We start from the raw sequence: 13947 nt of genomic DNA on the forward strand, positions 1-13947 counted from the left end.
ATGTGGTCATGATTGATAATTTCGCGTTCGGCCGGGTGGCTATTATCGGCGATCTCCTGCTCGACTGTTATATCAACGGCTCTGTCGGCCGTATTTCTCCCGAGGCTCCCGTTCCAGTCCTTCTACGGGCCAATCATACTGCAGTGCCAGGAGGCGCAGCCAATGTGGCGTTGAATGCCGCTACTCTGGGAAGCAGTGTGGCACTCGTCGGGCTAGTGGGTGACGATGAATCGGCAAATAGGCTGCGCGCGGCTCTGAGTGTTCAGCCAGGCATTGATATCAGTGGTCTTGTAGTGGACTCCGCATGGACGACGATCACCAAGACTCGTGTGCTGAGCGGGCGCCAGCAGATCGTGCGGATTGACGAGGAACGAGTTGAGACGACCGCCGCCTCTACGCGCCGCCGTCTCGTGGAGGCCAGTCAGGCCGCGATCGCTGGGGCGGATGTCGTCATCTGCTCGGACTACGCCAAGGGCGTCCTGACGGACGAGGTTCTGGCTGCGATTTTCGAAGCCGCGAAACAGCATGGTGTTCCGGTGATCGTCGATCCCAAGCGGCGGGATTTCACGGCTTATCGTGGTGCCGATCTCATTACGCCCAACCGGAGTGAGCTTGGCGTGGCCACAGACATGCCCTTGCGTGACGATGCGGAAATCGAACTGGCCGCACATGTTGCGTCTGAGCAATTCGGCGGCCATGTTCTGGTGACACGTTCGGAAGAAGGGATGACACTCTTCCGCCGAGACGGGCGGATTACGCATGCGCAGGTCCGTAAATCAGAGGTTTATGACGTGTCCGGAGCCGGCGATACAGTTGTGGCAACGGTGGCGAGCGTGCTTTCGGCCGGGCAGGATCTTGAGACCGCTGTCGTTATCGCGACCAGCGCGGCGTCGATCGTCGTGGGAAAGCTTGGGACGGCGACCGTCTCGCGTGCGGAATTGAGTGCGGCGCTGATAGACGAGATGAAAGAGGATGGAGCCATCGTTTCGCTCGAAGGCGCCCGCTCCATAATCGAGCAGTGGCATCATCATGGTGCGCGAGTGGTGTTCACCAATGGCTGCTTTGACCTTGTCCATCCGGGGCATGTCGCTCTGATCCGGGCTGCTGCGAGCCAAGGGGACAAGCTTATCGTGGCCCTTAACAGCGATACGTCCGTTCGGCGTCTGAAAGGGGAGCAGCGTCCGCTTCAGGATGAACGGGCCCGCGCGACCGTCATGGGGGCGCTGCGTGACGTCGATATGGTCGTAATCTTCGACGAGGACACGCCACTTGAAACCATTCAGGCTTTGCGGCCCGATGTTGTCGTCAAGGGGGCTGACTACCAAGAGCACCAGGTCGTGGGCGGGGATTTCGTAAAGTCCTACGGTGGGTCAGTCGTTCTCGTGGATATCGTATCTGGTCGTTCCACGACGTCCATCGTTAGGAAAATGCAGACAGCACCGGCACCATCGCCTTTCATCTGATGATCCGCTCCATTGCCCGTTCATCCAAGGACACATTCATGACGGTTTCTGACAAGCTTTCCTTTTCGACCGACACGAAGAGCGCAGGCTCCGGTGAAGTCTGGAGGGACTGGCTGAGCGCGAGGGCGCTCCCGCTTTGGAGTGTTGCGGGATTCGATAGGAAGCGAAATCTTTATCATGAGCGACTAAACTGGGACGGCTGTCCTGTGCCCATGAGTGGGCTGCGCCTGATGGTACAGGCGCGCCAGATTTCGACTTATTGCCGCGCCACGCTCGACGGGTTTTACGATGCCTCCGCACAGGCGCTGCAATGTCTCGACGTCGTTGAGCGCGCCTATCATGGCAGCGATGGGGATGCCGGGTGGGTTTTTTCCCTTGCGCCCAACGGTAAGCCTGCCGATTCCCGACGTGATCTTTATGCTCATGCATTCATACTGTTCGCCTATGGGTGGGCAATTCGGCTGACCGGGGAAGAACGATACCGGAAAATCGCCCGTCAGACGGCGGAAGAGGTGGAGCGTATCTTTGCCGCGCCCGACACGGGTTATCTCGATACGGTCCCTTCCACGGATTCCCTGCGGCGGCAAAATCCGCACATGCACCTGCTCGAAGCCTATCTCGTCCTGTTCGAAGCCACAGGAGACGAGTATTACCTTGATAGGCTGCGCGGTCTGATGACGCTCACGCGGAACCATCTTCTCGACCGGCGCTCCGGCCTGCTCCTAGAGTTCTTCGATTCTTCTTGGAAGCCGTTGGAACCCGCATCCCGTAATCGTGTTGAGCCCGGCCATCTGTTCGAATGGGCATGGCTGATCGGCGAATATGAGCGGCTCGTCTCTCCGTCGGGAGAGGATATGGCTGGGCTGAGGGATGTGACGGAGCGGCTGTTCCGTTCCGGCCTGTCACTCGGGACCGACCCGAAGACGGGATTCGTCTTCGACGCGATGACCGAGGATGGAGTTGTTTTCGAGCGGATGACGCGGATTTGGCCGCAGACAGAACTCCTTCGCCTGCTGTGCACGCATCATGTTTCGGGTAAACGGGAGAGCATCTCAGCTCACGATCTGGGCACGACATTTCTCGCACGATTTGCTCCGTCACGCCTCGCCGGTGGATGGATAGACCGTTTCGACGAGGTTGGTTCGCCGTTGGTGGACTACATGCCCGCCAGTTCGCTCTATCATATTTATGGCGCGGCGCGGCTGCTTTCGGGCTGTGTGCCGGAGACGGGTCATGGCTGAGATACGCAAAAGCACGGCGAAAAAGACAGGTCGATCCGCCGCGACGGACACATTCCCGGCGCATGTGCTAGCCTTTCTGGATAGGCTCACGGATGGCGCGGGCAAGGCGCTCCTCGCCCGGATCAATAGTCAGAATGCGGACATGGAGGCGATTGTACGCGAGATCGCCTCAGGCGCAGCCGTAGAAGAGCTTGCCAAACTCGCCCGGACAGGAACAGACGCGGACGGCATCGCGTGGGTCACGCAGGCGGATTACGATTATGTCGGCCTGCCCTCCGAAGCGGCGGACTGCGATTTTAGGTCGGGATTCGACATCTATCTGCGTGAGCGTCTCGGCAAGCGCGCCGACGGGTTTGCGACAATTTTTGAAGCGCTTGACCAGCACGAAGCGCCCTTCATTATCGAGACCGGATGCCTGCGTGTGCCGCGCAACTGGGACGGCGATGGGCAGAGTACTTTTCAGTTCGACTGGTATGCGCGCGAAAGGCGGGGGCGGGTCATAACCATCGACGTCAATCCCCAGAGCATTGACAGTGCTCGCCGTGCGTGTAGCAGCGTCACTAGCACCATCCTCAACGATTCCGTCGCCACTCTCGACGCTCTGGGCGCGGCTGGTATGGGGCCAGCGGCCTTGATCTATCTCGATTCCTTCGATCTGGACCTCGATAATCCGATGCCTAGCGCCATTCATCACTCCATGGAACTGATGGCCGCGCGTCGTCTTCTTGGCCCAGGAACGATCCTGTGCATCGACGATTTTGACGTCGCGCCGCTGGGGCCGGGCGGCAAGGGGCTGATCGTCGACCGGTTCTTCGATACGATCCGCGCGGAGGTTCTTTACTCAGGATATCAGAAAGTGTGGCGCATCTCCGTATAAGAAGGCGCGCCACGCCCGTCAGGGGTGCTTCATTGGCGCCCGCATGACATCGGCGTAAAATGCTTTCAGCCGTATTTGATAGCAACTCATGTCAAAGCGTGCCGCTTGGTTGGGCCCTGCGGCGCGCAGCGCAGCGCAGAGTGAGTCGTCCCTGTCCAACCGCTCGATGGCCGCTGTGATCTGCGGAATGTCATATGCATCCACGGTTAGGACTGCATCTCCACCGACTTCCGGAAGGGCGCCCTCGCATGAGGTCATGACGGGCGTGCCGAGTGTCATAGCTTCTATGACCGGGAGGCCGAAACCTTCCGCTAGAGAGGGAAACAGCAATGCACGTGCACCACGCACGAGCGTCATTAGGTCCCGCTCCGGCAGATATTCCATGCGAATTACCCGTCCGGTATTCAGGCAGCGCTCGAGCAGCCTGAGTTCGCCTGTCGCCTTCCAGGCCATCGCGCCCACGATGACCAGCGGCCGCTCAGCGGACGATGAGAGCATTGCTTCCAGAAGGCGGCCAATGTTCTTTTTCGGCTCGATCGAACCGAAAAACAGGTAGTAACCGTCCCGACGTAGGCCATAAAGCCGTTCGAGAACATCCTTCAGCGTTTCCTCGTTGATTTTCAGAGAGGCCGCGGGACTGCGGATTGTCTGATACGTGTTGTGAACGAGCGGTGCGACCTGGGAAGAAAATGCGATGATATCGCGCTTCGAAGCCTCGGAGACCGTGCAGATCGCGTCCGCGTGCCGGCAAAGATCCGTCATCAGGCGAAAATAATAGCTCTTATCGTCGAGCGTAGCGTGCGGCAGCCGCAAAGGGACAAGGTCATGGACCGTATAGACGTTTCGTGCGCCCCTGACGCGGATCGGGAAAGGATAGGTCCAGTGCATCACGTCAGGCGTTACCGGTAGATTCACCGTCATGAAACGGCGTGTGGCCCGGTAGCGCTGCGCAGCGACGAAAAAGAGATCCCGCGCGTTTAACAACTGGTCGAAGGCCGGCATGCGTTCGCTAAAGGAACGGGCGTCAATCTGTGAGTCTGCAGGTACCGTCTGGGCCGTGCATCCTGTCAAAGTGCTGCGCTGACGTGCTTTCCAGCGTTCCGACAGGAAGCTGGCCTTCGTCTTTGGCTCTTCTTCGCCCAGCCGGTCATAAAACAGGACTTCCCGGAGGGCGGCGGGCGTATGGGAAGGAATGTTAAAGCCATAAAGCACGTCGACCTGCGCAGACATTCCCTTCAGAGCCTCACTCAGGGTTCTGGCGTAGGTAGCGACACCTGTCCCGCGGGGAAGAGCGAGATTGAAACCATCAAGGGTCACATGGAAAGGGGGTGATACGGCAACGGTCATTCTTTTACTCCTGCGGGGAGGGGATGAAACATTCTGCGGCGTTACACCAGCACCTTAATTGATCGGCGACGGAAACATTGCCGGACATCGTTTGGCTAAGCCCCCGGAGGGTTTTTTCGATGACAGTCATGAACAATTAAAAGTCCATACGAATGAATTTATGTCTGCCGGTAATGTCCGGTAAAGTCTCAAGACCTCAAACAGCTGTGCTTCCTGTGAACTGTCAGTAGAATCTGGACTTCAGAACCAGAGCGACTCACCCCAAATGCAATCCGTTATAACATCGGACAACGGCTCTTCGATCCATTCATTTGTTGTAACCTCGCCTAATGCTCTTCACGAATGCCTCCGACGAGGGCAAGATAAAAACGTGGGCAGACTTTATCATGCCGCAACTCATTCGGTCTTAACTGTCCGGATGACCTTACCGCCGCTAGAACGAAGTACAGAGAAGAACGTATGGTAAAGATGGGAAAGTTCCTTGAGGTCGTCCGGCGTCGTTCGGGCGCGCGCTTGCAGCCGGATAAGACAGCAGGTTCTCGGAACCAGGATAGGACCTCTTCGTCCATTGACGCCGATTCCATACGGGTACTCGCCAAGGAAGCCGAACAGGGCAAGAAGCTGGCGCTGGCCGTTCTGTATTACAAGAAAATCATAGAACTTTGGGGTGAAACTCCAGAGCTGTGGATCTCCATTGCGCGGCTTCAGCGCGATATGGGTCGATACGACGCATCTCGCGACAGCTTGGACAAGGCTCTGCGGATCGAGCCCGGCAATGTGCAGATTCACTTTGAGTGGGGCGAACTCGAGTTTTGCCAGAAGCACTACCTTCAGGCCATTCAGCATTATGACAGCGCGCTTCTTCTTCACCCCGGCTGGCCCTTAGCGGCTGCTCGACGCGCCGATGTCAAGGCACAGATGGTTTTTGAGAAAAAACGCGATTTCGAGGATGAACGCGAGAAGATCGCTCAGGCTGCCCAGCTCGACGCACTGAACCGTCTGGATGTGGATCAGCGGATCGACCCCGCGCTTTTTCATCCCACCCGACATGAACTAACGCAAAATCATTCTCCTCAGTTCGTACGCACCTTCAATGGCGTTTATCAAAGAACGCGCTGGGGTGCCGGCGACGTGGTGCGCGGTGTAGGAAGCCTGCGCGGCCATATTCTCTCGATTGTGCCCTATCATCACATCGAGATCTATATCGACGGACAGCTTGTGCACGAAGGACCGCTGACCGTCGGGCCGGTACAGAACGAACAATCAGATGAGCGTTTGCGCAAATACGCTTACAATGTGTGGGTTGATTTTTCGCGCTTCTCATTCGGATGGCATAAAATCTACTATCGAGCAGTCGGCACCGGGAACAGCGTCGAGGTCAATATCAACTGGCGTATCGACGATATTATCGTGGACGCTCCCATTGCCGACGGATTTTTCCAAGATGCGACGGCGCGCGTACCTGTCGCCGGTCTTGATCCGTCCCGTTCCCTTGTCGAGCAGGTGCGGGCCCTGCCTACAGTCGTTTCCGAGGCGAGCCCCAATTCCTATCCCGGCCCCATACGCAACGTCGCCATTCTCAGGCTTGATGGTTTGGGTGATGTTGCTGTCTCAGTGCCATTCTTCCTGCATGTGAGGAAGCTTCTTCCTTCGGCCAGACTAGTCGTTCTCGCGTCGGCGGATAATGCCGATGGCTGCCGGGCACTTGAGATTTTTGATGAGGTCATCGAGATTGATTTCCCGGAAAATCCTTATGAACAGGGCCGATATCTAACCGAAGATCAGCAGCTTGAACTTATGGAGCAACTCGCTTCCTACAAGTTCGATCTGGCGATCACCGGCATGGTAAGCGACAGGCCGAGGCAGCTTTCAGTGATGACTGGCGCCCCGGTGACTATCGGCTTTGACGGTGAAGATCACAAAACCCTTAACATTTATTACACCTCGCGCGACGCAATTTCTGGCGCAAATATCCTTAACTATGCCGCCCGATATGGGCTTCTGGCCAAGGCACTGGAAGTGTGGCTCGATAGTGGCGCACGTGTTCAGCGGCGCGATGACCTGAGCCGTGACTTATTACGGCTTTACGGAATTGGACCTAATGACGATTTCGTTGTCATGCATACAGGTTCGCGCATCAAGGCTACGGAATGGCCAGGTTATACCGAACTTGCCAACCGAATTGTCGAGCAGATGGGACTGAAGGTTGTATATATTGCTCATGATGAGAGCCAGCGCCCAAATCTTTCCGAAGAAGCTCTTTTAGATGGACGGATCATCTTTTTGGCTGGCTTGATTCCGTTCGATCACTTTGATGCATTCTTGTCTTACTGTTCAAGCTTTGTAGGCAATGATAGCGGCCCGGGTCATCTTGCCACTCTGCGGGGCGCGAAAGCCGTCAGAATACTTTCTGCACGTCTAGGCGCAACCGAATGGAAATCCGAGCTAGCGGGTGTGTGCCTCTACCGGCGCGTCCCCTGCGCGGGATGTGGCCCAATTCCCATCTCTCGTCAGGAGGAGTGCACTTACGACATCGCATGCGTGAAAGATATTACTGTCGACGAGGTGTTCTTCCAGGTCGCTAAACAGATTGCACGCCCGGATAATGCGCCAGAGACCTCCACCGAGTCACCAACACCCGTCCTCGCATTAGGAGACATGGCATGAGCGCAACGATCAGCGCAGGCAAATGGCGCAGCGAAGTTCAGAAAATGGCGGACGAGGCTCGGGACGGTGGAGACTACCTTGCCGCCGCCGAACTCTACGAAAAAGTCATAGCTCTTGGAGGGCCGTCGTCCATTTCAATGGCTGCTGGGCATATGCGCAAGGAGGCCAAGGACTTTGTTGCGGCTGAACGGCATTATCAGAACGTCCGCGAGGCCAATCCTGATGACCCGGAAATTTACATGCAGCTCGGGCATTTCTACAAAACGGTTGGCCGGTATGGCGATGCCCAACACCATTACATGCGGGCAATGCAGAATCATTATCCCAATTTCGACGAAGTCAGGCACGAGCTTCGCGCAATTCATGAAAGCGAGGAGCTTTCCCGCGAGCAGGAGCGGTGTGATTCCCTTGAAGACGCAGACTTCAAGGGGCTCGTCTCGGAGCGGCTGTTCCCAAGGCAGCTCGACCAGCTTCAGCGGGACTATCATGAGACCTTCACCATTTCGCGTCTTGGCAACCACCGCAAGACAAGCTCGGGAAAAGGCCGTGTGATCCGCGGTGTTGACGCGGTGCGCGGTCATGTCATCACGTCAATGCCGTGCGACAGCATCGACATTTTCCTTGATGACGAGCTAATTTACTCCGCACCTTTGCAGGTCGTTCCGTTGCGTTGGGAAAAAAACCGCTCCAACCTGCGCAAATACGTCTTCAATGCCTGGATTGATTTCAGTGATTTCCCTGTCGGGAAGCACGAGATCGTCCTATTCGCGAACCCCCTTCAGGGCGAGCCGCGTGAAGGCATCGAATGGAAACGTGAGACAATCCTCGTCGCCGAGCGACTGCCGGAAGGATTCGATGAGCAGAGTCCTGCCCTGATTCCGCCGCTGGACCCTGAGTCACCACTAACGGTAGTCGAACAGGTCAACCGCCTCCCGAGCCTTGTGCGAAAAGTCACGCCAGGATCCTTCCCGGGCAAGCTCGATACGATCGCGATCATCAGACCTGATCAACTCGGGGATATGGTTATTACGCTGCCGGCAGTACGGCGTATCAGGGAACTTGCGCCTAAATCCCGGATCGTTGGTCTTCTCAGCCCTGCCAATGCCGATCTGGCGGCTACGCTTGGAGTGTTCGATGATATTGTCGTCATTCGTTTTCCTGATGACAAGTATCAGGACAGGCGTGTCATGGACAAGCGTGCGCAGGAAGCATTTGCAGCGCAGTGCAAGCCCTATAACTTCGACCTCGCGATCGACTTCCTCTACAGTGAGCATGCCAACAAACTGCTCCCTCTGACCGGGGCGCCGGTCACCATGACCGTCGCGCGCTCTGACCAAGTCGAAGATCTGGAGGTTGTTTTTGACGCCCGTTCACCGAATGGCGGCCTAAGTCTCTCCCCCATGGCGCATACGGCCCGCGCTCGCGCGCTCTCGGAAGCACTTGGGCTCTGGCTGGATAATAACGCGCGTCCTCTCCCCCGGACCAAGCCGAACGCCGAGCCTCTGGCCCGGTACGGCCTGTCCGAGAATGACCGTTATGTCGTCTTGCATACCGGATCGAGCTTCGCCCAGTTTCTTCGCTGGCCCCATTATCCCGAATTGACGGCACGGCTCCTAAGGGCTGGATACAAGGTCGTCTACATGGGCAGTGACGAACAGCAAAAGGCACGCCTCTCCAACGAAGCCCGTGAGGATGGGCGGATCGTCTATCTCGACCGGAAGATCCCGTTCGACGACCTCGATGCGCTGCTCTCCTGTGCCTCACTGATGATCGGCAACGATTCCGGCCCCAAGCACTGGGCGAGTCTTCGCGGGACACGGGTTGTTAGCCTTCATCCGGGCCGCGACGACCTGCGCGAATGGGGACAGGTCTTCGGCGGCGTGGTACTTGCTCGCCGGGTGCCCTGCGCGGGCTGTGGCATACGTTATGACGAAACGGAATGCGGTCAGGACTTCGCTTGCATCAGACAGATCACCATCGAAGAGGTACTCCGGGAGGCTCTGTCTCCATAATGCGCGTCCACCTTGGGCCGGCGCTGGCCTTAATCCAGCCGGCACCGGCCTTTCAATGCGGGTTCCAGCATGGAATCTGGGACGAAAAAGAAAGTTTTGAAGCATGACGGGGGTGTACACCGTTCCGGACGACGTCGAACGTCTTCCGGGTCTGACATCCGACCGGAATATAGGGCATCGCGACCTGTATACTGACGAGGACGCGCTTTTTCCCCATCTGTCGCAGCAGGCAGGCCCGACCCGCGCGGCGGCCCTGCTTGATGGTGTCATTTTCCACCATGTCGGCTGGCTGGCCAAGCAGTTGATTGCATGGTCGCGGAACGGGAACCCGCTTGTCGGGCCCGTTCTCCGTCCGCTGGGGAATTCCGTTGCTGCCCTTTTGGCTGTGAGCCGGACACGCTTTTCGATTGTCCAAATCGGCTGGATGAAAACCAGAATGGGCGTGCCGGTCCTTTCCGGCGTGGTGGCGTTCCGTGTGCTCGTTCATTCGCGCCACGACCTTACGGAGGTGCTGGCCTGCTCGGACGACACAGGAGAGGTCATTGGCCGCATTACCCCGGTACGCCTGACGACGATCGGCGCTGTATCCACCTGGTCGGCCAATCTCTGGATCGATACGTCCTGTCTCAGGACAGGCCGACAGAAGATTCATGTTCGCGCTTGGGCCGGCTCGCGTCTAGCCGGGCAGATGCGTCGCTTCGTCATGGTGCAGAACGAGGATACGACCCTGCACGCGGTCCCCGATGCGGTGCAGTCTTCTTCTTACATCCAGTCGCCCGACTCCCCGACGGATGATGCTACGTCTTGGGTGCTCTCGCGCCCGGTCGAGCGCCATCACCCTCCGGGTGCTCTGTTCTCAGGCCCTGTAAACTCGATCCTCGTCCTGCGAACCGACCAGCTTGGTGACGTCGCCGCTTCGCTTCCCGCGATGGCCCGCCTCAGGAAACTTTTCCCTCAGGCCCACGTGACCATGCTTCTTCAGAAGGCCAATGTGCCTGTAGCCCGCGCCTCGGGTGTTGCGGACGAGTATCTTGACCTGACACTGCGCTACGATTCAAAGACAGAACGCCGCTATCTCGACGCAGAGGCGGACGCCCATCTGCGCACCCAGCTTCGCGGGCGCAGCTTCGATCTGGCTATCGACCTCTCCCCTGGTGCTGAAAGTCAGCACCTTCTCCTTCTTTGCTCGGCACGCCGTCGGGTGGGCTTTAAGCCCGAGCAGTTTCCGTTCCTTGACTTCGGAATCGAGGTGATATCCCGCGAGGTAATTAACCGTAAGCCTGTCATATCCCACGCCGCCCATGTTGAACTCCTTGTCTCTTCCCTTGGGCAACTTATGGACCAGCGGCGTGAAGTTGTTCCTCGCCGTGAACCTGCCCCATCGCAACTGGGCATGACGCGTCTTCGCGATCGCCCTATCATCGTCCATTCAGGCGCGCGCCATCCTATCAATCGGTGGCCGATCGAGAATTTCCTGCAACTCTGCGGCGTCCTTGCGGCAGCTAGTGGGCGCGAGGTTCTGTTTTTCGTTGACGGTCATGCGCTTAACGATGCAGTACGCTCACGTTGTACCGAACTCCCTGGCGTGACGCTCATGGACTGCCTGCCGATGGATGCATTCGATGCCCTGGTCGCGAGCGCCGTTCTGTTCGTGGCTAATGATACCGGCCCCAAACATTTGGCTGCTGCACGCGGTGTCCCGGTCGTAAGTATTGCCATTCCTCGTTTGAATTGGGAAGAATGGGGACAGAATCAGGGGGGCGTGATCCTCTCTCGTACTGTTCCATGTGCGGGATGCGGACTAAATAACCGTGATGCTTGTGGGCGGGATGCAGCGTGCATTACCACAATATCTGTCGAGACCGTTCTCAAGGTCGCACTGGACGTGTTCGAACAGTCGAAGACCGAATAAAGCAAAATGGTCCCAGGACGGGGAGGGAGCGATCCCCGTCTGATAGTAGGCCGTTCGAGTTGCCGTCTTATCGAAATGATCGCACGGTTCTATGGTCGGGGCATCAAGTTGAAAGACAGGTTAAAATCCCTTTTCCCATTGAGTGAATAGAGAATATGCGCAAACGTATCATTGTAACTGGTGCCGCCGGCTTTATCGGCAGTAATATTGTGCGAGGACTTAATGCTCGCGGGTATACCAATATTATCGCAGTCGATAATCTCGCAAAATCGGAGAAATTTCATAATCTCGTTGATCTTGGAATTAGCGACTATGTGGACAAGACGACATTTTACGATTCTTTTGCGGCAGGAAAGTTCGGTTCGGTAGACGCCATTTTCCACGAGGGTGCGTGTTCCGATACGATGGAGCATGACGGTCGCTACATGCTGGCCAATAACTATGCTACGAGCAAGATGTTGCTCGATACCTGCGCTTCTTCGGGCACGCGCTTGCTGTATGCGTCCAGCGCCGCGACCTATGGTGGCTCATCGCAATTCATCGAGGATCCTCGATTCGAGCGTCCGTTGAATGTATACGGCTATTCGAAACTGCTTTTCGATCAGGTTGTCCGTCAGTCTCTGCCGCGGATCCGGAGTCAGGTTGCAGGATTTCGTTACTTTAACGTTTATGGTCCGCATGAGCAGCATAAAGGACGTATGGCGTCGGTCGCGTATCACCAATTCAACCAGTTCCGTGCGGACGGAAAGGTCAAGCTGTTCGGCTCTTATGACGGTTACGCACCTGGCCAGCAACTTCGTGATTTTGTCTATGTTGACGATGTCGTGGCGGTCAATCTCTGGTTTTTTGATAATCCAGGACAGAGCGGTGTTTTCAACCTCGGTTCCGGGCGGGCGCAGGCGTTTAATGACGTGACCCATGCGGTGGTGAATAGCTTGCGCAGCGCACAGGACCAGCCCGCTATTACGCTGGAGCAGATGGTCAGTAACGGGATTTTGGAATATATTGACTTTCCCCAAGCTCTGATGGGTAAATACCAGAGCTTCACACAGGCCGATCTGACGTGCCTGCGCGCCACCGGTTGCGACCATGTATTTGCTGATGTCGCAGCAGGAGTCTCGGACTATGTCCGGTTTCTGTTAACTAAAGAGTCCTGATGACCATTTTGGGCAACGCTAACTCGTTGACGCGCTCGTATGTTCGGGCAGAACACAGGCTGCTGCGGATCCTTACGCGCGTCTTCAAACATGGCCGCGGCATGACGACAATACTAGATAAGAAACGTCATCATGCCGCACGGTAGTAATGTCATGCTGGTGCGGCGGCCGATCGCTCCTGGCACGCCAGCGCTGTTTCTGGATCGAGACGGCGTCGTCAATATCGATACGGGCTATCTCGCGGACCCAGAAAGCGTGACGCTTCGCGATGGCGCCGCGACGATGATCGCGGCCTTCAATGCTGCGGCTTGGCCGGTAGTTATCGTCTCAAACCAGAGCGGTCTCGGTCGCGGTTATTTCGACCTGTGCACCATGCTGGCTGTGCAGGAACAGATCGAGGTATTGCTTCTGCACGAAGGAGCATATGTCAACGCCGTGTTTCTCTGCGGCACAGCCCCTAACGATGTCAGCCCCCTTGCCGAATGGCGTAAGCCGGCACCAGGAATGTTGACGACAGCGGGGCAGTTGTATGACATTGATCTGACGCGAAGTGTGCTGGTGGGCGACAAGATCACTGACATGCAAGCTGCTGCCGCCGCCGGATTGCTTCTGGGTTTTCTAGTTGATGATGGCTTTGTCGCAGACATCCAGACAGTTCCGTTTCCGATTCACACCGTAGATCATTTGGCGGATATTTCCCCTGCCGCTTTACTCTCATGGCAAACCCTTGAAAGCTCGTAGATCCTTCCGAAGGCTTGTCTGGGATGTTCTGTTCAAGGTTCAAACATCATGGCCGATTCTTTGCCGTAACGGATCGGCCGTGGCGCTGCCTCTGGCCGGTCCCCTCAAGGCGTGAGGTCAGGATCCCCGAGTGAGGTTTTGTTTGAAAACGTACATTATGCTCAGGAGCCATAATCTTCTTATAGAAAACTCGTTCTGGCTCCGTGAGGAGACTGAAGATGAGCGACCGAGCAGCCTCTCTAGGGGCAGAACGGCTTCTTGCAGATCAGGGATGCCGACTGGTTTAGTGATGCTCTAAAGTAAAAAGGGATAAAGCCTTGCATTCTAGGATGAGGATCCTTGGTAATCCGCATCAGGCACGACAAACACAGATACAAACGCCGTAACCGTATCGAAATCATGTTTGCACGTCTCAAGGATTGGCGGTTTGTCAGAACATACCATGATAGATGCACGAATTTCTTCTTCTCGACCATCTGTCTAGCTGCGACCTTTATGTTCGGACTATGTGTCTTGAGCCTGACGTCTTC

The 13947-nt window shown here is 56.6% G+C and carries 9 protein-coding genes and 1 pseudogene; 9 read left to right on the forward strand and 1 reads right to left on the reverse strand.

Annotation, left to right across the window (positions count from 1 at the left end; all coding sequences use genetic code 11):
• The first annotated feature begins 8 nt into the window (after nucleotides 1-8).
• The 3 genes from rfaE1 to GCE01_RS07030 are packed head-to-tail and all read left to right on the forward strand — an operon-like array spanning nucleotide 9 to nucleotide 3581.
• Complete coding sequence (gene rfaE1 / locus GCE01_RS07020) at nucleotides 9-1463, forward strand: D-glycero-beta-D-manno-heptose-7-phosphate kinase (RefSeq protein WP_099212024.1); 1455 nt, start codon at nucleotides 9-11, stop codon at nucleotides 1461-1463.
• 38 nt (nucleotides 1464-1501) lie between these two features.
• Nucleotides 1502-2704 carry an AGE family epimerase/isomerase gene (locus tag GCE01_RS07025; protein ID WP_099212026.1) on the forward strand — a complete coding sequence of 401 codons (1203 nt, stop codon included), beginning with the start codon at nucleotides 1502-1504 and terminating at the stop codon, nucleotides 2702-2704.
• On the forward strand, nucleotides 2697-3581 hold the full coding sequence (locus GCE01_RS07030) for a hypothetical protein (protein WP_099211902.1): 885 nt from the start codon (nucleotides 2697-2699) through the stop codon (nucleotides 3579-3581). The genes GCE01_RS07025 and GCE01_RS07030 overlap by 8 nt, the downstream gene beginning before the upstream one ends.
• A gap of 18 nt (nucleotides 3582-3599) precedes the next feature.
• On the opposite strand, the gene GCE01_RS07035 is transcribed toward GCE01_RS07030, so the two are convergent.
• The gene (locus GCE01_RS07035) at nucleotides 3600-4928 is read right to left on the reverse strand and encodes a glycosyltransferase family 4 protein (RefSeq protein WP_099211904.1); all 1329 of its coding nucleotides are present in this window, start codon (nucleotides 4926-4928) and stop codon (nucleotides 3600-3602) included.
• A 468-nt stretch (nucleotides 4929-5396) separates the two neighbouring features.
• Between GCE01_RS07035 and GCE01_RS07040 the strand changes: the two genes are divergently transcribed.
• From GCE01_RS07040 to GCE01_RS17105, 6 genes and pseudogenes are all read left to right on the forward strand, one after another.
• Nucleotides 5397-7595, forward strand: a complete 2199-nt coding sequence (locus GCE01_RS07040; protein WP_167386131.1) for a glycosyltransferase family 9 protein — start codon at nucleotides 5397-5399, stop codon at nucleotides 7593-7595.
• A complete protein-coding gene (locus tag GCE01_RS07045) occupies nucleotides 7592-9607 on the forward strand; it encodes a glycosyltransferase family 9 protein (RefSeq protein WP_099211908.1) in 2016 nt (671 codons plus the stop codon). Before GCE01_RS07040 ends, GCE01_RS07045 begins: the two co-directional genes overlap by 4 nt.
• 103 nt (nucleotides 9608-9710) lie before the next feature.
• Nucleotides 9711-11519, forward strand: coding sequence for a glycosyltransferase family 9 protein (locus GCE01_RS07050; RefSeq protein ID WP_099211910.1), 1809 nt, complete (start codon nucleotides 9711-9713; stop codon nucleotides 11517-11519).
• Nucleotides 11520-11674: 155 nt separating this feature from the next.
• Nucleotides 11675-12676 (forward strand): ADP-glyceromanno-heptose 6-epimerase, encoded by a 1002-nt coding sequence (gene rfaD / locus GCE01_RS07055; protein ID WP_099211912.1) that lies wholly within the window; start codon nucleotides 11675-11677, stop codon nucleotides 12674-12676.
• Nucleotides 12677-12808: 132 nt separating this feature from the next.
• The gene (locus tag GCE01_RS07060) at nucleotides 12809-13417 is read left to right on the forward strand and encodes a D-glycero-alpha-D-manno-heptose-1,7-bisphosphate 7-phosphatase (RefSeq protein WP_099211914.1); all 609 of its coding nucleotides are present in this window, start codon (nucleotides 12809-12811) and stop codon (nucleotides 13415-13417) included.
• Between the two features lie 270 nt (nucleotides 13418-13687).
• Nucleotides 13688-13924: pseudogene (locus tag GCE01_RS17105) on the forward strand (IS5/IS1182 family transposase); the annotation flags it as partial.
• Nucleotides 13925-13947 lie beyond the last annotated feature (23 nt).

Origin of the sequence: Gluconobacter cerinus, assembly GCF_002723935.1 — a bacterium.
GTDB lineage: Bacteria > Pseudomonadota > Alphaproteobacteria > Acetobacterales > Acetobacteraceae > Gluconobacter > Gluconobacter cerinus.